The sequence below is a fragment of the Sphingosinicella sp. LHD-64 genome, assembly GCF_031157375.1.
Lineage (GTDB): Bacteria > Pseudomonadota > Alphaproteobacteria > Sphingomonadales > Sphingomonadaceae > Allosphingosinicella.
The window spans coordinates 245,178-261,794 of record NZ_JAVIFV010000003.1; the positions used below are offsets into that span (position 1 = coordinate 245,178).

A 16,617-nucleotide genomic window follows, 5' to 3' on the forward strand; every position below is an offset into this window, starting at 1 on the left:
AACCAAGCACGGAAGCCCGAGAGGTTACTCGACTACCTCATAAGGCCATTGCCAAGGCGACTGTAGAAATGAGCCACCGCCTTTGATGTCGGACTCCTTGACCCAGATGCGAAACTTGGTTCCAATCCGGTGCCTGTTCCGTGCTTCGCGAGAGAATTGAACCTGCATTTCTGGCGGGAACATCTGCCCCGACACCGGCCTGACCCGGACCTCGCCTCGGCTCCCGGTTCGCCTTGCTTGGTAAGACTCTACGATGATCTGATGGTGATACTCCCACGGCATTGCCATCAACAAGAACTCCGTTGAAGGTCGGATACGCCGAAATGGGGTTCGCACAATCGGACGCGGTCGGCTTAAACAACAGCAGCGGGCCTCAATACACCCGCGCCTTCGGCTTGATGTACTGGACCTCGTCGGTCAGCGTATATTCGTGGACCGGGCGGTAATCGAGGGTGACCTTGCCGCCCTGCCCGCCCCAGCCGTCGAACCAGGAGGCGGTGTGCTTCATCCAGTTCTTGTCGTCGCGATTCGGATAGTCCTCGTGCGCGTGGGCGCCGCGGCTTTCCTTGCGGTTGACCGCGCCGGCGATCGTCACGCTCGCCTGGCTGATCAGGTTGTCCAGCTCGAGCGACTCGACGAGGTCGGTGTTCCAGATCAGGCTGCGGTCGGTGACCTGGATGTCGTTCATCCGCGCGTAGGTCTTCGCCAGCTTCTCGACGCCTTCCTTCATCAGCTCGTCGGTGCGGAACACCGCGCAGTGGGTCTGCATGTTGCGCTGCATCTCGGTGCGGATCTCCGCGGTCGGCGAGCCGCCGCTGGCGAAGCGGAACCTGTCGAGCCGGGCGAGCGCCAGATCGGCGCCGTTCGCCGGCAGCGGCGCCTGCGCCGCGTTCGGCTTCAGGATCTCGGCGAGCCGCAGGCCCGTCGCGCGCCCGAACACGACGAGGTCGATCAGGCTGTTCGAGCCCAGCCGGTTGGCGCCATGGACCGAGACGCAGGCCGCCTCGCCCACCGCGAACAGGCCCGGCACCACGCTGTCCGGATTGCCGTCCCTGATGGTCACGACCTCGCCGTGGAAGTTGGTCGGGATGCCGCCCATATTGTAGTGGACGGTCGGCGTGACCGGCAGCGGCTGTCGGGTCAGATCGACGCCCGCGAACACCTTGCCGCTTTCCGTGATCCCCGGCAGCCGCTCGGCCAGGATCTCCGGCGCGATATGGTCGAGGTGGAGGTAGATATGGTCCTTGTGCGGGCCGACGCCGCGGCCCTCGCGAATCTCCATCGCCATCGAGCGCGACACGACGTCGCGTGACGCGAGGTCCTTCGCCGACGGGGCGTAGCGCTCCATGAAGCGCTCGCCCTCGGAGTTGGTCAGATAGCCGCCCTCGCCGCGCGCGCCCTCGGTGATCAGCACGCCGGCGCCGTAGATGCCGGTGGGGTGGAACTGGACGAACTCCATGTCCTGCAGCGGCAGGTCGGCGCGCAGCACCATGCCGCCGCCGTCGCCGGTGCAGGTATGGGCCGAAGTCGCGGTGAAATAGCAGCGGCCGTAGCCGCCCGTCGCCAGCACCACCGCCTGGGCGCGGAAGCGGTGGATCGATCCGTCCTCCATGCAGAGCGCGACGACGCCGCGGCAGACCGGACCGTTCGGGCCGTTCTCCATGATCAGGTCGAGCGCGAAATATTCGATGTAGAAATCGGCGTCGTACTTCAGGCTCTGCTGGTAGAGCGCGTGCAGCATGGCGTGACCGGTGCGGTCGGCGGCCGCGCAGGTGCGCTGCGCCGGCGGCCCCTCGCCCATATTCTGCATCATGCCGCCGAAGGCGCGCTGGTAGATCTTGCCCTCGTCGGTGCGGCTGAACGGCACCCCGGCATGCTCCAGCTCGTAGACCGCCGCCGGCGCCTCACGGACCATATATTCGATCGCGTCCTGATCGCCAAGCCAGTCGGAGCCCTTGACCGTGTCGTACATGTGCCAGGTCCAGTGGTCCGGGCCCATATTGCCGAGGCTGGCCGCGACGCCGCCCTGCGCGGCGACGGTGTGGCTGCGGGTCGGGAAGACCTTGGTGATGTTCGCCGTCTTGAGCCCGCCCTGCGCGGCGCCCATCGTCGCGCGCAGGCCCGAGCCGCCGGCGCCGACCACCACGACATCGTAGGTGTGGTCGATGATCTTGTAGGCCTCGGCCATTATGCGGCGCTCCCGGTCACGGCGATCTTGAAGAGGGCGAAGAGCGCGAGCCCGGCGCCGAGAATGGCGAGGAAGTTGACCAAAGTGACCCAGAAGAGCTTGCTGCCCTCCTCGTGCACATAGTCCTCGATGACGACGATCACGCCCATCTTCAGGTGCCAGAAGGTGGTGATGACGAGCAGCGCCATCGGCACCGCGGCGAGCGGCGAGCCCAGCCATTCGACGATCGTGCCGCGGTCATAGGCGGGCAGCCGCAGCAGCGAGACGATGAACCAGCCGGACAGGATCAGGCTGGCGAGCGCGCTCACCCGCTCGTGCCACCAGTGCCGGGCGCCCTCGCGCGCCGAGCCGAGGCCGCGCACCTGCTTGAGAGCGGTTTCCATCTTCGCGCTCATGCGCCCCTCCCGAACAGGATCCAGGCCCAGAACAGGGCGGTGAGCAGCAGCGATCCGACGATCGTCATCACCGCCCAGGTCCTGTTGGTCCGAAGCTCGTAGCCCGCGCCGATGTCCATGACGAAGTGCCTGAGGCCCGACAGCGTATGCTGGAAGAAGGCCCAGACCAGCCCGACGCCGATGATCACCCCGATCGCGTAAAGGATCCAGCCGACGGCGCCTTCGGGCGCACCCGTCCCGGTCAGCCAGCCCATCACGCTGGTGAAGGTCGCATAGGCCTCCGCGCCCGTCGCCGCGGCGACCAGCCACCAGACGAGCAAAGCCGCGGCGAGCGCGAGGCCGGAGCCGGTGACCCGGTGCAGGATCGACACCAGCATGTGCGGGCCCCAGCGCCAGATAGAGAGATGCGGCGACAAGGGCCGGGACGGATTACGATGCATGAAGCGAGCTCCCCTTCGCTGGGGTCGCTTCTAATCCGAATGCGTGCGGTTGCAAGATCGGCTTTACCCCTCCGGCGATGCCGAACGCTCAACGTCCAACATGAACCTTCCCCTCCCTGCAACGGAGGGGCCAGGGGTGGGTAGGCGCACAGCGCCTTTCTGATAATTTCATGCAGTGAACTGCCGGATCGAACGAAGAATTATGCTCGTAACAATCGCAGCATCACTATAGGTCGACGTAATAAGGGGGCAACTATGCGGAAAGGTCTTGTCGGGTTTCTATTCGCGGGGTTTCTTGCGGCGCTGGCGCCTGCTTCGGCAGAAGCCCAGCCGTCGGCAAACGCCAGAGCAGAGTGGACACCGCGAGAGCACGGGGTCGTCATCGCCGACACTTGGGTTCCGCTGAGACTCTGCTGGATCGGCGAAGGAGGATATCCCGATCCTGGTGCGATATGGACTCCGGACCACCACACCGCGATTCGGGACCTGAACGTTATGAGCTCCTGCTACGATCGCGAAGTGAGGTTTACCGAGCCCGGCACGCGCTCCATCACCTTTACGGACGAAGCCCCCGCTACCGTTGGGATACCGTTGGCAGATTTCGGGTTCGATGGGCGAGGTTGAGCGAGACCTCCGGCCCCTATCGCATACGATCAGTCGTCATCAGAAATGGAGAACCCTTAGTTCCAACGAGAACGAGGGAGGCCCTACTTTCTCGAGCGCAGGTCGTGACACCGAGTGGCCGCTTCAGGGCAACCGCGCCGAATAACAGGGACGTCATCTGTTCGTCTGTCCGGGAGGTGTCGTCCGGGCGCCGGGTCAGCGGTAGCAACGGCAGGCTAATCAGACGTTGCTACCTAATCTAAGACGGTTGAGGGTCGAGATTGCCGCCGCCATGGGTGCGGGAGGGGCGCAGCCGCACTGACGAAAAGGTGCGGGTGCCAACTCAGAACAAAGCCGCCTTCCAACCATAGCGGACATAACTGACAACACAGTTCACGCACAACCACTTTCCTATTTTGAACCTTTATGGTTCATACTGTCGAATGACAGAGAACCGATTCGCGCACAGCCCTGCGCTCCGTCACGAGGCGGCGACCGATGAGCCCGCCTTTGCCGAAACCTACCGGCCGCGCCCCGGCGATCCGGCCTATGATCCGGCCAGCGACTTCGAGTTCGCGACCGAGGCCGAGTCCGACGCCTATTTCGCCGGCCTGTGCGACGGCATCCGCCAGGGCGGCGGGGTGGTCACGCCGCGGCTGGAGGCGCGCGCCCGCGCCGCCTATCCCGAGCTGTTCGGCGAACCCGCGCCCGCCGAAAGCGGGGACCTGCTGGATTTCGATCCGGCGCCGCTGCGCTACCGCAGCGACGGCCTGACACCGGAGAAGCAGCGCGAATATGTCGAAGCGCTGGCCGATTGCGGCGTCGCCCGCGTCGCCGCGGCGCGGATCGGCGTCTCCGAGCAGGCGATCAATCGCGTCCGCCGCCGCGCCGACGCCCGGTCCTTCGATCTCGCCTGCGAGGCGGCGATGCGCTTCGGCGCCCGGCGGCTGCGCGCCATCGCCTTCGAGCGGGCGATCGAGGGCACGGTGAAGCGCCACTATTGGCACGGCGAGCTGAAAAGCGAAGAGCGGGTCTACGACAACCGGCTGCTCGTCTACCTGCTCGGGCGTACTGCCCACCTGCTCGACGAGCCCGACGACGCCAAGGCCGTCGCCGACCAATGGGAGCCCTGGGTCGAGGCGATCGGCGCGGGCACGCCGCCGCCCGTGCCGAGCGCGCCTGCTCCAGCCGAAGCCGGGGCCGAAGCGCCCGCACCGGATCCGGATGATATCGACGAAGACGATGCCGAGGTCTGGCAGCGGGACGGGGTCTGGTGGACCTGCCTCCTGCCGCCGGACGGCTTCACGGGCGTCGAGGAGGGCCGGCATGGCGAGTTCGGCTATCGCCGCCGGCTGACCGACGACGAGGAAGCGATCATGGAGGCGCACGCGGCGCGGCTCAGCGCCATCGGCACGGCCTATGCGGCCCACCGCCGCGACACCTATTTTGCGGACATCTCACAGGCGTTCGCGGCCTTCGGGCCGCTACCGGATTTTTCGCCCAGGGAAGCCGAAACTTCTGAAACTTCCGGCGGAGACCGCGCTTGAATGGCAGACACCGCTCTTCGACATGCCTTCGTCGAACCTCCGCACTTGTGGATAGAACAGGACGGAAATCTTGCCCCCGGGACTCCCCGGCCCCTATAGCTTCGCCATGTCCGATCTGTTCGCTTCGACCGGAGGTCGAGTTCATTCCGAGCCCAGCCGAGGGGCTTCCCGCACCGGCACCGATTACGACGCCAGCGCCATCGAGGTGCTGGAGGGCCTCGAGCCCGTCCGCCGCCGGCCCGGCATGTATATCGGCGGCACCGACGAGCGCGCGCTCCACCACCTCGCCGCCGAGGTGCTCGACAACAGTATGGACGAGGCGGTGGCGGGCCATGCCAGCCGGATCGAGGTGACGCTGGAAGCGGTGGAGGGCACGGCGGGGCGCCTGACGATCTCCGACAACGGCCGCGGCATCCCGGTCGACGAGCATCCCAAATATCCGGGCAAGTCGGCGCTGGAGGTGATCCTCACCACGCTCCATTCCGGCGGCAAATTCTCCGACAAGGCCTATGCGACCTCGGGCGGCCTGCACGGCGTCGGCGTCAGCGTCGTCAACGCGCTGTCGATCGAGACGATCGTCGAGGTGGCACGCAACAAGCAGGTTTTCCGCCAGACCTTCTCGAAGGGCACGCCGACCTCGCAGCTGGTCGAGATCGGCGCCACCCAGAACCGGCGCGGCACCAGCACCACCTTCACGCCCGATCCCGAAATCTTCGGCGAGGACGCCAGGTTCAAGCCGGCGCGGCTCTACCGGCTCGCCCGCTCCAAGGCGTATCTGTTCGCCGGGGTCGAGATCCGCTGGCGCTGCGATCCCGAACTCGCCAGCGACGACGTGCCGGCCGAGGCGGTGTTCCAGTTCCCCGGCGGCCTCGCCGATCACCTGAAGGAGCAGCTCGGCGACAAGGAGACGGCGACCAGCACGCCGTTCACCGGTCGCCACGACTTCCCGAACACGCAGGGATCGGTCGAATGGGCGGTGGCCTGGCCGGTCTGGGGGGAGGGCGGCCAATCCTATTACTGCAACACCATCCCGACACCCGACGGCGGCACGCACGAGGCCGGCCTGCGCATGGCGTTGACCCGCGGCATCCGCGCGTTCGGCGAGCTGGTCGGCCAGAAGAAGGCCAAGGACATCCAGGCCGAGGACGCGCTTGCGGGCGCGGAGATCATGCTCTCGGTGTTCATCCGCGATCCGCAGTTCCAGAGCCAGACCAAGGACCGGCTGACCTCGCCCGACGCCGCCCGGCTGGTCGAGACGGCGGTGCGCGACCATTTCGACCATTATCTCGCCGACCATATGGAGCGCGGGCGCGCTTTGCTCGGCTTCGTGCTCGACCGGATGGACGAGCGCCTCAAGCGACGCGCCGAGCGGGAGATCAAGCGCAAGACCGCGACGTCCGGCCGCAAGCTGCGTTTGCCCGGCAAGCTCACCGACTGCGCCAACGACGATCCGGCGGGCACCGAATTGTTCATCGTCGAGGGCGACAGCGCCGGCGGCTCCGCCAAGCAGGCGCGCGACCGCAAGACCCAGGCGATCCTGCCGATCCGCGGCAAGATCCTGAACGTCGCCTCCGCCACCGCCGACAAGATCCGCGCCAATCAGGAGATCGCGGACCTGGTCCAGGCGCTGGGCTGCGGCACGCGCGAGCGCTGCAATCCAGACGACCTCAGGTACGAGCGCATCGTCATCATGACCGACGCCGATGTCGACGGCGCCCATATCGCGACCCTGCTGATGACCTTCTTCTTTCAGGAAATGCCGGAGCTGGTGAAGCGCGGCCACCTCTTCCTCGCCCAGCCGCCGCTCTACCGGCTCTCGGCCGGCGGGACGATCGCCTATGCCCGCGACGAAGCGCATCGCGCCGAGCTGGAGCGCGAGCTGTTCAAGGGCAAGAAGGTCGAGGTCTCCCGCTTCAAGGGTCTGGGCGAGATGAATCCCGGCCAGCTCAAGGAAACCACGATGGACCCGAAGACGCGGGGCATGCTCCGCATCACCCTCCCGCCCGAACCCGAGGAGCGGTTCGCGGTCCGCGACCTCGTCGACCGGCTGATGGGCCGCAATCCCGAGCATCGCTTCCACTTCATCCAGGCCCATGCCGCCGAGCTGGACGAGGAGGAGATCGACGCATGAGCGGCGTGCCGTTGTTCGAGGTGAATCCGGCGCTCGATCGCCAGGCGCTCGCGCTGCGCTTCGCGCGTGACCGGCGCGTGCAGATCCGCGACGTCCTCACCGAGGAGACCGCCCAGGAGGTCCGGAAGGTCCTGGCCGGCACCGATTGGGGCGTCGCGTGGGAAGCGGCCGGCGACGGGCCGCACATGATGCGGGCCGCGGAGATGCGGCAAGCCGCTCCGCAAGACAAGGCGGCGATCGGCCAGAAGCTGATGAAGGCGATGCAGGGCCGGGACTATGCCTTCGTCTACGGTTGCTACCCGCTGCTGACCGCCTATCAGGAGAAGTGGGACGAAGGCGCGCCGCACGACCTCATCATGGAATATATCAACGCGGAGCCGTTCCTCGATCTGGTGCGCGAGGTCACGGGCTTTTCCGGCCTCGTGAAGGCCGATGCGCAAGGCACGCTGTACCAGCCGAGCCATTTCCTTTCGATGCACGACGACAGCCATGTCATGGAGGGCTGGCGGGTCGCCTATGTGCTCAACATGGCGATCGACGACTGGCGGCCCGAATGGGGCGGCTATCTGCAATTCTATGACGACGATGGCGATGTGATCGCCGGCTATCGCCCCCGGTTCAACGCCCTCAACCTCTTCGCCGTGCCGCAGAAGCACAATGTCACCTATGTGCCGCCGTTCGCGCCCGTGGGCCGCTATGCAATCACGGGCTGGTTCCGGGATTGGTGATGCTGCGCCGATGGACGATCCAGCGGGCGACCGGGACCGGGATCGTGGCCGGGATCGCGGCTTTCCTCGCGGCGGCGGCGATCGACAGCTGGCCCGGCGGGCTGCTCTATCCTTATGCGCTCCTGCTCGCCCTGACCGCCCTGTGCGGCGCCTCCGTGCTGCTGATCACGGCGCGCGACATGCGGGTGCGCGGCACCAGCCAGCTGATGCGGCCGATCCGCGGCTTCGACATCATGATCGGGCTCGTGCTGCTGCTGCCGGCCGGCTACGCGCTCGCGACTATATGGCCGCGTCTCGGGCTATGAGGCGCCGGCTTCCGCCTCATTGAGCGCCGCTTCGATCATCCGTTCCCACACCGCGACGTCGCCCGCCGCCGCCATCGTCGGATCGGGCTCGCGCAGCGTCCGGATGATCGACAGGGCGTCCTCGCGATAATCGCGCCAGACCGTGTCGACGATATCGGCGGCGGAGGCGTCGCTGCCGCCGGCGTTGCTGCTGACGACCCGCCCGGCAATCACGCGCGCGATCCGCTCGATCAGGCTGGTGTTCGAAACCGGCATGTCCCTCTCCTTTGCTCGGGGAAGGTAACGCCGCCCCGCGGCCGGGGTTTCCATTCGCCTTAACTCTATGTTCGGCACCTCGGCCGTCGCGCAGGTCTGCCTCTGGTTCATCAGCTGGCTGATGGTCCTGGGCGGCTTCCTCTTCGGCATCCTGGGGCTGCTCGCCGGTCTGCTGTGGGTGATCGGCGACGCCTTCCTGATGCCCGGGCTCGTCCGCAGCGCGAACGAGCGGACGCGGCGGAACGCGATCGGCTACACCTTCGCCTGAGTGACGCCCTCGATCGGCGCAATCAGCGGGAAGCGGGGAATCTCGACGGCGAAGGAGTCGCCGCCCTCTCCGATCATGAAATAGCGGCCTTCCATGTGGCCGGTCGGCGTGCTGAGCGGGCAGCCCGAGACATAGTCGAACGATCCGCCGGGCTCGAGCACCGGCTGCTCGCCGACCACGCCCTCGCCGCGTACCTGCTGGGTGATGCCGCGTCCGTCGCTGATGACCCATTCGCGGCTTATCAGCTGGATCGCCGCGGCGCCCTCGTTCTCGATGCGGATGTGATAGGCCCAGAACCAGCGACCCTTGGCGGGCTCCGACTGCTCGGGAAGGAAGCTGACCGAGACCCGGACGGTGATGTCGCCGGTCGTGGCGGAATGGGGGAAGAGTTGTTTCACGCTTCTGATGTGTGACGCCGCGGACGACAGGTCAACCATGCAAGGTCGCATCACGAGATGGCCATGCGCTTCAGGCGTTCGACCAGGCGCTCCCGGCCCGCCAGCACCTCCGCCCGCCGGTCGACGAGCACGTCGCGGGCAAGGAAGGCTTCGGTGACGCGCAGGCCCTCGCGGATCGTGTCCCAGGACGGTGTCGCCGTCCCCCGCAACAGCGCCGGCGGCAGGCCGAGGATGCGATCCTCGTCGAGACCGAAGCCGAGCTGGTCGAGCAGCAGCAGTTCATAGCGTACCAGTGCGGCGCTCCAGCCTCGTGCGCTGGGCGCAGCTTCGATCGCCGCCAGCAATCCCTCCAATCCCGCATGGAGCGCCGGATAGGGCTGACCTTCAGGCAGTGCCGCGGCGGTCAGCGCACAGGCCCATTCGATCCCGGCGGCTGCCAGCGGTTCCGACAGCAGGAAGGCGCGGCTGTGCGCCAGCTCGGCGGTCAGATGGGCGAGCTGCTCGTCGGTTCGTGCCCGGAATTCGGCCTGAATGCGATTGCCCGGCATCAGCACGGGCCGCAGCCGCCGCGAGCGCCCGCCGCGGACGTAGCCCGCCCGAACACCCTCGTCCGGCGTCAGCGCCCGGACGATCGCGCCATGCTCGCCATGCGCGCGGACGGCAACGATCACGGCCTCGGTCAGGAGCTGCATCGCCCGAGACTATCAATGGAGCGCGCCGCGCACGAGCCTTTCCATCCCGGTGGCGCCTGCGGCTCGCTTTGCGAACCTGACCGCATGGTCGAAACCGTCGAGCGTGCGACCAAGCAGCAGGTTGGCGGGCGTGCGGCGCAGGAGCAGCAGATCGACGCTGTCGATCGACCCGGTGGCGAACAGGCGTTTGTGGGCGCCATCCCCTTCGGTAAAATCGAACCAGGCGAAGCGGCGTTCGCCCATGAGCTGACGCATCGCCTCGACCTGGAGCACCGTGCCCGGCGAGAAATCGGCGAAATCGGGGTCGTAGCCGAGATGGGCGTAGAGGAGCACCTCTCCCTCTGCCGGCGCGTGGAGATAGCTGATCGGTTCGTCGTCGACGAGCAGGACCCAGCCGCGCACCGCATCGCGCCGTGCCAACGCCTCCAGTCGCGTCAGCGCTTCCGATCCCTCGGGCAGGCCGGCATCCAGCAGGCGCTCCTGGTAGGTCCGTGCCGAAACCTGACGGGCCAGGCGATGGAACTCCGCCATCTCGCCGGGCGCGCGGTAGGCTCGCAGATCGAGCGCACCGCCCGAGCGATCGGCGAGGCGCCGCACCTTCCGGCGCAAGGTCGAGCGGGTCTTGGCGGAGAAGCCGGCGAGATAGGCGTCAAAACCGATGCGAAGATCCGCATGGTGACGAGAATAATGCTGACGGACGAACCCATGCAGTTCCGGAAGAGCCGCGCGAAGCGGGGCGACGAGATGGGCCGGCAAGGCAGTGATCAGGTAGCCCTCGGCACCGCTCGGCAGTGCGGCCAGCCTCGGCACCTCGCCCGTCAGCGCAGCCGCAAGCCCGATATGCGTGCGGATGAGCGGGCGCCGAAAGCGCCAAAGGGTGCGGGCGCCAACACGCAGCGGCAGGGTGACCGGTATGGCAGAGGGCGCCATGCAGCTATCCGCCAAGCAGGGGCAGCAGCATTTCGACGCCGTGCATCGAGGAGCCGCAGGTCGCGGTCGCCGCCTCGACGGGCCGCTCGTAACGGGTCCCCGCCCACACCTGTTCGACGACGCGGCGCGCGGTTCGCAGTGGTCTGGCGGGCATCGGTTGCGCGGCCGAGGAGAGATCGATGTCGCCAAGCTCGGCAAAGGACATGGTGGGATGCAGATCGCGCCTTGCGGCAAGCAATGCGCACAGCCGCTCGAAGCGGCGCTGGACCACGCGGTTGGGCCGGAGCCCGTCACGCGAGGCAAGCTCGAAGCTGTGGCTGACGATCGTGGTCAGCGGATGGCGGTGCTTCGCCGCATGGCGGAGCGCGCCGAGCAGCTCGGCGGCCGACACGGCGCAGATCTGCAGGTGGCGCAGCTGACCGGACCGCTCCTCGAGCTGTCCCACCGGGATCTCGGCGATTCCCCCAACACGGACCGGAGCGATCTGACGCGCAGGCAAAGGGATGAGGCTCAACGATCGGTGACTGCCGTTGTGGCTCGCATCATAAGCGAAGCCCAGCTCGGCGAGCGCTGACAGCGTGTCGATGTTCGCGGCATAGCTGCCACCGCGGAAGGCGATCGGACGGGGCGCGCCGGCAGTCATCAGCAGATCGCGCGCCCGCGCGAGCAGCTCCCGTTGGCCCGTCCGGTCGTAGGATGTAAGCTCGACCCCGACAGGGTCGGAGCCCGCTGCCAAGGCCTGCCAATGGGCATGAAGGTGCAACTGCACCTCCTGTCCTGCCGCGAGAATCGGCCCGACAATCCGCCGAATCGGTTCGGGGCCATAAAGCAGCGCCGGCATCGGATCGACAAAGAAGCAGGCCTTGAGACCATGCTTGGCCAGCACCTCGAGCTGCCAGGAGATACCGACGCCTGCCGGCTCGATGCTCCGCTCGAAGTTTGTACGCCAGTCGCCGCCCGGCCGATAGTGGCGGGAGGTCAGCTCGGTATCGACCGTGATAAGGACGGGCGCGGCCATCCCGGCGGTTTAGCCGCGGGGGTGAAAATAATCGTAAATGCCCTGCGCCGTCGCGCGGCTGATGCCGGGGACCTTCTCCAGGTCCTCCAGTGCTGCAGCCTTGACGGCGCGGGCGGTGCCGAAGTGCATCAGGAGGGCGCGCTTCCGGCCCGGGCCGATGCCGGGGACCTCGTCGAGCGGGCTCGTCACCATCGATTTGGCGCGCTTGGTGCGGTGGGCGCCGATCGCGAACCGGTGCGCTTCGTCGCGCAGCCGCTGGAGGTAGAACAGCGTGGGCGAGTTGGGCGGCAGCGTGATTTCGCGCCCGTTCGGGAAGTGGAAGGTCTCGCGGCCGGCATTGCGGTCGGGCCCCTTGGAGACGCCGATCACCGGCACGTCATGGACGCCGGCATCTTCCATCACCTCGCACACCGACGAGAGCTGCCCCTTTCCGCCGTCGATCAGCAGGAGGTCCGGCCATTCGCCCTTCGAGCGGTCCGGATCCTCCTTCTCGAGCCGGGCGAAGCGGCGGCCCAGCACCTCGCGCATCATCGCGAAATCGTCGCCGGGGACGGTCTCGGGACGTTTGATGTTGAACTTGCGATAGGCGTTCTTGCGGAAGCCCTCCGGCCCCGCGACGATCATCGCGCCGACCGCGTTCGTACCCATCACATGGCTGTTGTCGTAAACCTCGATCCGCTCCGGCGGCTCGGGCAGCTCGAACAGGTCGGCCAGCTCGCGCAGGTTCTTGAGCGTCGTCGAGCTTTCGGCGAGCCGGCGGTCCAGCTCCTCCTCGGCATTGCGGCCGGCCTGGCGGATCATCTTGGCGGTCTCGCCGCGCACCGGGGTCTTGAGCTGGACCTTGCGCCCCGCACGCTCGGAAAAGGCTTCGGCGAGCAGCGCCGCTTCGGGCAATTCCCGGTCGGTCAGAATCTGCCGCGCCGGCGGCACCTCCTCGTAGAATTGCGCGAGGAAGCTGGACAGCACCTCGGCCTCCGGCACGTCGCTGGTGTGCGCCGGGAAGAAGCTGCGATGGCCCCAGTTCTGGCCGCCGCGGATGAAGAAGGCCTGGATGCACATCTGCCCGCCCCTGGAGGCGAGCGCGAACAGATCGGCGTCGCCCAGCTTCTCGGCATGGATCGCCTGGCTGCCCTGGATGTAGGTAAGCGCGCGGAGGCGATCGCGGTAGATCGCCGCCAGCTCGAAATCCATGGCGTCCGAAGCGGCGCTCATCAGGCCCTGCAGCTTGGTCTGCACCTTGGTCGAACGGCCGCCGAGATAGTCCTTGGCGTCGCGGACCAGCTCATCATAGCCGGCCGCGTCGATCCGGTCGACGCAGGGCGCCGAGCAGCGGCGGATCTGGTAGAGCAGGCACGGCCGCGAGCGATTGGCGAAGAAGCTGTCGGAGCAGCTCCGGAGCAGGAACAATTTCTGCAGTGCGTTCAACGTCTCGCGCACCGATCCGGCGCTGGCGAACGGCCCGTAATATTGCCCCTTGATCCGCCTCGCGCCGCGATGGAGCTGGACGCGCGGGAAGGCATGATCCTCGCGCAGCAGGATGAAGGGGAAGCTTTTGTCGTCGCGCAGCAGGACGTTGTAGGGCGGCCGGTAGTGCTTGATGAGCTGCGCCTCGAGCAGCAGCGCCTCGGCTTCGTTGTGGGTCGTGACGATCTGCATCGAGCGGGTCTGGGAGACCATCCGCTGCAGCCGCTTCGTCAGCCGCGGCACCTGGGTGTAGCTCGTCACCCGATTCTTCAGCGCGCGCGCCTTGCCGACATAGAGAACGTCCCCGCGCGCATCGAGCATCCGGTAGACGCCCGAACGCACGGGCAGGGTCTTCACGCAGGCGCGAATCGCCGCGATGCCCGCCTCGAGATCGGGCGTACCATCGCCACGCACGGTATACGTGGCCTTCTCCTCGTTGAAGCGCGAGGATGCATTGGGTTGGTCGGGGCGGTCGGCTTTGCTGGTCACGAGGGCAACTTAGGGGCTTCGCCCCGCCCTCGCCACATCGTCATTCCGGCGAAAGCCGGAATCTCAATGCCTATTCGGCAGAAAAGAGGGATCCTGGCTTTCGCCAGGATGACGGACCTAGCGGCGACCCAGTCCCGCAATGGTCGCGTCGACCATCGCCTTGTCGCCCTTGGCATCCAGCTTGTCGCGGATCAGGCTCTCGGCAGCCACGGCAGCGGCGCGGGCGGCTCTGGCGCGGACCTCGTCGACCGCGGCGCGCTCGGCGGCGGCGATCTTGTCCTCGGCCATGCGGGTGCGGCGCTCGATCAGGGCAGCGGCGTCGGTCTCGGCCTGGGCGACGATGCCGGCGGCCTCGGTCCTGGCGCGCTCGACCATCATCGCGGCCTCAGCGCTCGCCTGAGCGGACTTCGCCTCATATTCCGCGCGCAGCGCCTCGGCTTCCTTGCGGAGCTGCGTGGCCTCGTCGAGTTGCTGGCGGATCGTGCCGATCTTCTTGTCCAGCGCCTTGCCGATCGCCGACGGGACCTTCTTCCAGATCATCAGCGCGAACACGGCCAGCATCGCCAGCGCGACCCAGCCGTCGGCAGCGAAACCCCAGGCGGTCGGCTGGGCGTAGCCACCGCCATGATCCTCGGTCGAGGCGTGGGCGTCGGTGGTTGCGGGAAGATGATTAGCCATTGGCCAAAGCCTGTCCTGAGCCCTGTCGAAGGGCCGCCTTCACTGCCTGGGCCGCGTCGGCCTTGCTGACGGAAACGCCCGCGAGGCGCGTCACCATGTCCTGTGCCGCCTCGGCAGCGACGTTCTCGATATCGGCCAGCGCGGCGTCGGTCGCGGCACGCAGCCGCGCCTCCGCCTTCTCGACCTTGCCCCGGATCTTCTCGTCCGCCTTCGCGACCTGTGCCTCGGTGGCGCGGGCGGCGTCCGACTTGGCGGCCGCGGTCAGCTTCGCCGCCTCGGTGCGGTTCTCCAACACCCTGGCGCGATAGGCCTCCTCGGTCGCGTCGGCGGCCTCGCGCGCGACCTGGGCGGCGGCGAGATCGTCGGCGATCCGGGAATCGCGGGCGTCCATCGTCCCCAGGATCTTCGGGAGCATCGCCTTGCCGATGCCGAAATAGATCACGGCAAGGGTAAGCGCGAGCCAGAAGAGCTGCGAGTAGAGGACGTCGGCGAGCTGGTTGATCTGAGGCATTTCGGGCCTTCTTCTCTAGCCTGTGTGGATGCGGCGGGCCGGGGCCCGCCACCGCCTGAACTTAACGGGCGTAGAGAATGATCATCGCGACGGCGAACGCGATCAGGCCGAGCAGCTCGGCGGCCGCGAAGCCGATGAAGAGACGGCCCTGCTGGCTGTCGGCCGCAGCCGGGTTGCGCAGCGCGCCCTGGAGGAACGAGCCGAAGACCGTACCGACGCCCGCCGCGGCGGCGCCGACACCAATGGCGGCGAGACCGGCGCCGATGACCTGAGCAGATGCGAAGTCCATGTTAAGCTCCTTTGTGATTCAATGACTTAGTGAAGATTTTCCGCGTCGTTGATGTACAGCGACGTCAAGAGGGCGAAGACATAGGCCTGGATCGCGCAGACCAGCAGCTCGAGCGCGCTGACACCGGCGATGAAGACGAAGCTCAGCAGGGCGACGCCCCAGCCCATTGGCCCATCCGAAGAGAGGCCGGAGACGACGAAGCTGCCGAATACCTTCACCAGGATGTGGCCGGCGATCATCGCCACGAACAGTCGCAGCGCGAGGCTGAACGGACGGACCAGGAAGGAGAGCAGCTCGATCAGGAAGATGAGCGGCAGCAGCACCTTCGGCGTGCCATGCGGAATGAACAGCGAGAAGAAGTGGAAGCCGTGCTTCCAGAAGCCGACGATCAGCACGATCGAGAAGCTGATGATCGCGAGCACGCCGGTGATCGTGAACTGGCTGGTGATCGTGAACGGGTGCGAGACGAGGCCAACCCCGGGAACATATTCCGCGACAGGGCTGAGAACGCCGAACGGCATCATGCCCATCAGGTTGGAGAACAGGATGAAGATGAAGACGGTGAACACCCAGGGGAGGTACTTGCGCCCCTCCGGCCCGATATTGGTGTCGATCAGCGAGCTGATGAAGCCGGTGATCCCTTCCACCATGAGCTGCCAGCGGCCGGGAACGAGCTCGCGCTTCATCCCGCCGATCATGAAGACGAGGATCGCGCCGAGCACGATCATCATCCACAGCGCGCTGTTGGTGAAGGCGAACGGGTTGCCCGAGAGCGATCCCGCGAGGGAATCGATCTGGAACTGGTGCATCGGGTCGATGGTGGATTGCTCGGCCGCCACGCGTCTGTAACCCTTATCCTTTGCCAGCGCCTATTTCGGCGGCTGTCTTGAAATCCAAAGCACGTTCCTGATGGCGATTCCGAACCCGAGGAACATCATCGCCAACATCACCCAGGGCCGGGTCCCCGCCCATCCGTCGATCAGCCAGCCGATGAGGGCGCTGCCGAGCGGAATGCCGATCAGGTCGGAGAGGATCCGCATCCCCTGGGATCGTCCCCGGTTGGATGCGGGGTCCGTCGTCCCCGTTCGAGCGGCCTCCTGCGCTTGTGCCTGCCTCAACCGCTTGTCGAGCGATGTCAGCCGCGCATCTTCAGGAAGGCCAGGGTCCTGCCAGGGCTCGTTTTCCTGCATGCCGTCTCCCGTGGAACAAGCCGCCGTAATTGGGACTGATCGGGGCGAGGACATGCCGGCGAACAAACCCGCCAAGGCGGGGTTCCTTTAGGAAGCGG

General features: G+C 66.8%; 19 protein-coding genes. 5 read left to right on the forward strand and 14 right to left on the reverse strand.

Annotated features, from left to right (window positions below; genetic code table 11):
- Window positions 1-373 precede the first annotated feature (373 nt).
- From sdhA to sdhC, 3 genes are read right to left on the reverse strand one after another with little or no spacing between them, the layout of a single operon-like run.
- On the reverse strand, window positions 374-2,188 hold the full coding sequence (sdhA, locus tag RCO27_RS09125; protein ID WP_309002363.1) for a succinate dehydrogenase flavoprotein subunit: 1,815 nt from the start codon (window positions 2,186-2,188) through the stop codon (window positions 374-376).
- Window positions 2,188-2,583, reverse strand: coding sequence for a succinate dehydrogenase, hydrophobic membrane anchor protein (gene sdhD, locus RCO27_RS09130; RefSeq protein ID WP_309002364.1), 396 nt, complete (start codon window positions 2,581-2,583; stop codon window positions 2,188-2,190). Before sdhD ends, sdhA begins: the two co-directional genes overlap by 1 nt.
- A complete protein-coding gene (gene sdhC, locus RCO27_RS09135; RefSeq protein ID WP_309002365.1) occupies window positions 2,580-3,023 on the reverse strand; it encodes a succinate dehydrogenase, cytochrome b556 subunit in 444 nt (147 codons plus the stop codon). The genes sdhD and sdhC overlap by 4 nt, the downstream gene beginning before the upstream one ends.
- 1,046 nt (window positions 3,024-4,069) lie before the next feature.
- On the opposite strand from sdhC, the gene RCO27_RS09140 reads away from it, so the two are divergent.
- The 4 genes from RCO27_RS09140 (at window position 4,070) to RCO27_RS09155 (ending at window position 8,337) form a co-directional block, all read left to right on the forward strand.
- Entirely contained in the window at window positions 4,070-5,173 is a 1,104-nt protein-coding gene (locus RCO27_RS09140) for a hypothetical protein (RefSeq protein ID WP_309002366.1), read from the forward strand.
- Between the two features lie 106 nt (window positions 5,174-5,279).
- Window positions 5,280-7,304: a DNA topoisomerase IV subunit B gene (gene parE, locus RCO27_RS09145; RefSeq protein ID WP_309002367.1), complete on the forward strand. Its 2,025-nt coding sequence runs from the start codon at window positions 5,280-5,282 to the stop codon at window positions 7,302-7,304.
- Window positions 7,301-8,032: a 2OG-Fe(II) oxygenase family protein gene (locus tag RCO27_RS09150; protein ID WP_309002368.1), complete on the forward strand. Its 732-nt coding sequence runs from the start codon at window positions 7,301-7,303 to the stop codon at window positions 8,030-8,032. Before parE ends, RCO27_RS09150 begins: the two co-directional genes overlap by 4 nt.
- On the forward strand, window positions 8,032-8,337 hold the full coding sequence (locus tag RCO27_RS09155; protein ID WP_309002369.1) for a hypothetical protein: 306 nt from the start codon (window positions 8,032-8,034) through the stop codon (window positions 8,335-8,337). Before RCO27_RS09150 ends, RCO27_RS09155 begins: the two co-directional genes overlap by 1 nt.
- Here the strand turns inward: RCO27_RS09155 and RCO27_RS09160 are convergent.
- On the reverse strand, window positions 8,332-8,592 hold the full coding sequence (locus tag RCO27_RS09160) for a hypothetical protein (protein WP_309002370.1): 261 nt from the start codon (window positions 8,590-8,592) through the stop codon (window positions 8,332-8,334). The genes RCO27_RS09155 and RCO27_RS09160 overlap by 6 nt on opposite strands.
- A 67-nt stretch (window positions 8,593-8,659) precedes the next feature.
- Here RCO27_RS09160 and RCO27_RS09165 point away from each other — a divergent pair, with 67 nt between their 5' ends.
- On the forward strand, window positions 8,660-8,860 hold the full coding sequence (locus RCO27_RS09165) for a hypothetical protein (protein WP_309002371.1): 201 nt from the start codon (window positions 8,660-8,662) through the stop codon (window positions 8,858-8,860).
- Here RCO27_RS09165 and apaG read toward each other — a convergent pair.
- The 10 genes from apaG to RCO27_RS09215 all read right to left on the reverse strand — a co-directional run bounded on the left by apaG (window position 8,845) and on the right by RCO27_RS09215 (window position 16,519).
- Window positions 8,845-9,258, reverse strand: coding sequence for a Co2+/Mg2+ efflux protein ApaG (apaG, locus tag RCO27_RS09170; protein WP_309002372.1), 414 nt, complete (start codon window positions 9,256-9,258; stop codon window positions 8,845-8,847). The two genes, RCO27_RS09165 and apaG, sit on opposite strands and share 16 nt — an antisense overlap.
- 50 nt (window positions 9,259-9,308) lie before the next feature.
- Window positions 9,309-9,950 carry a recombination protein O N-terminal domain-containing protein gene (locus RCO27_RS09175; protein WP_309002373.1) on the reverse strand — a complete coding sequence of 214 codons (642 nt, stop codon included), beginning with the start codon at window positions 9,948-9,950 and terminating at the stop codon, window positions 9,309-9,311.
- A gap of 12 nt (window positions 9,951-9,962) precedes the next feature.
- Window positions 9,963-10,880 carry a GNAT family N-acetyltransferase gene (locus tag RCO27_RS09180; protein ID WP_309002374.1) on the reverse strand — a complete coding sequence of 306 codons (918 nt, stop codon included), beginning with the start codon at window positions 10,878-10,880 and terminating at the stop codon, window positions 9,963-9,965.
- A 4-nt stretch (window positions 10,881-10,884) separates the two neighbouring features.
- The gene (locus RCO27_RS09185; protein ID WP_309002375.1) at window positions 10,885-11,898 is read right to left on the reverse strand and encodes a polysaccharide deacetylase; all 1,014 of its coding nucleotides are present in this window, start codon (window positions 11,896-11,898) and stop codon (window positions 10,885-10,887) included.
- Between the two features lie 9 nt (window positions 11,899-11,907).
- Window positions 11,908-13,851, reverse strand: a complete 1,944-nt coding sequence (gene uvrC, locus RCO27_RS09190; protein WP_309002376.1) for an excinuclease ABC subunit UvrC — start codon at window positions 13,849-13,851, stop codon at window positions 11,908-11,910.
- 117 nt (window positions 13,852-13,968) lie between these two features.
- Window positions 13,969-14,529: a F0F1 ATP synthase subunit B gene (locus tag RCO27_RS09195; RefSeq protein ID WP_309002377.1), complete on the reverse strand. Its 561-nt coding sequence runs from the start codon at window positions 14,527-14,529 to the stop codon at window positions 13,969-13,971.
- A complete protein-coding gene (locus RCO27_RS09200; protein WP_309002378.1) occupies window positions 14,522-15,040 on the reverse strand; it encodes an ATPase in 519 nt (172 codons plus the stop codon). The genes RCO27_RS09195 and RCO27_RS09200 overlap by 8 nt, the downstream gene beginning before the upstream one ends.
- Window positions 15,041-15,101: 61 nt before the next feature.
- Window positions 15,102-15,329 carry a F0F1 ATP synthase subunit C gene (locus RCO27_RS09205; RefSeq protein WP_309002379.1) on the reverse strand — a complete coding sequence of 76 codons (228 nt, stop codon included), beginning with the start codon at window positions 15,327-15,329 and terminating at the stop codon, window positions 15,102-15,104.
- A gap of 26 nt (window positions 15,330-15,355) precedes the next feature.
- A complete protein-coding gene (locus RCO27_RS09210; protein ID WP_309002380.1) occupies window positions 15,356-16,168 on the reverse strand; it encodes a F0F1 ATP synthase subunit A in 813 nt (270 codons plus the stop codon).
- Between the two features lie 30 nt (window positions 16,169-16,198).
- Window positions 16,199-16,519 (reverse strand): AtpZ/AtpI family protein, encoded by a 321-nt coding sequence (locus RCO27_RS09215; RefSeq protein ID WP_309002381.1) that lies wholly within the window; start codon window positions 16,517-16,519, stop codon window positions 16,199-16,201.
- Window positions 16,520-16,617: the final 98 nt, after the last annotated feature.

Excerpts from the sequence above, each read along its gene's own strand:
- sdhA (WP_309002363.1), bottom strand. The coding sequence starts at position 2,188 with ATGGCCGAGGCCTACAAGATCATCGACCACACCTACGATGTCGTGGTG.
- sdhD (WP_309002364.1), bottom strand. The coding sequence starts at position 2,583 with ATGAGCGCGAAGATGGAAACCGCTCTCAAGCAGGTGCGCGGCCTCGGC.
- sdhC (WP_309002365.1), bottom strand. The coding sequence starts at position 3,023 with ATGCATCGTAATCCGTCCCGGCCCTTGTCGCCGCATCTCTCTATCTGG.
- RCO27_RS09140 (WP_309002366.1), top strand. The coding sequence starts at position 4,070 with ATGACAGAGAACCGATTCGCGCACAGCCCTGCGCTCCGTCACGAGGCG.
- parE (WP_309002367.1), top strand. The coding sequence starts at position 5,280 with ATGTCCGATCTGTTCGCTTCGACCGGAGGTCGAGTTCATTCCGAGCCC.
- RCO27_RS09150 (WP_309002368.1), top strand. The coding sequence starts at position 7,301 with ATGAGCGGCGTGCCGTTGTTCGAGGTGAATCCGGCGCTCGATCGCCAG.
- RCO27_RS09155 (WP_309002369.1), top strand. The coding sequence starts at position 8,032 with ATGCTGCGCCGATGGACGATCCAGCGGGCGACCGGGACCGGGATCGTG.
- RCO27_RS09160 (WP_309002370.1), bottom strand. The coding sequence starts at position 8,592 with ATGCCGGTTTCGAACACCAGCCTGATCGAGCGGATCGCGCGCGTGATT.
- RCO27_RS09165 (WP_309002371.1), top strand. The coding sequence starts at position 8,660 with ATGTTCGGCACCTCGGCCGTCGCGCAGGTCTGCCTCTGGTTCATCAGC.
- RCO27_RS09175 (WP_309002373.1), bottom strand. The coding sequence starts at position 9,950 with ATGCAGCTCCTGACCGAGGCCGTGATCGTTGCCGTCCGCGCGCATGGC.
- RCO27_RS09180 (WP_309002374.1), bottom strand. The coding sequence starts at position 10,880 with ATGGCGCCCTCTGCCATACCGGTCACCCTGCCGCTGCGTGTTGGCGCC.
- RCO27_RS09185 (WP_309002375.1), bottom strand. The coding sequence starts at position 11,898 with ATGGCCGCGCCCGTCCTTATCACGGTCGATACCGAGCTGACCTCCCGC.
- RCO27_RS09195 (WP_309002377.1), bottom strand. The coding sequence starts at position 14,529 with ATGGCTAATCATCTTCCCGCAACCACCGACGCCCACGCCTCGACCGAG.
- RCO27_RS09200 (WP_309002378.1), bottom strand. The coding sequence starts at position 15,040 with ATGCCTCAGATCAACCAGCTCGCCGACGTCCTCTACTCGCAGCTCTTC.
- RCO27_RS09205 (WP_309002379.1), bottom strand. The coding sequence starts at position 15,329 with ATGGACTTCGCATCTGCTCAGGTCATCGGCGCCGGTCTCGCCGCCATT.
- RCO27_RS09215 (WP_309002381.1), bottom strand. The coding sequence starts at position 16,519 with ATGCAGGAAAACGAGCCCTGGCAGGACCCTGGCCTTCCTGAAGATGCG.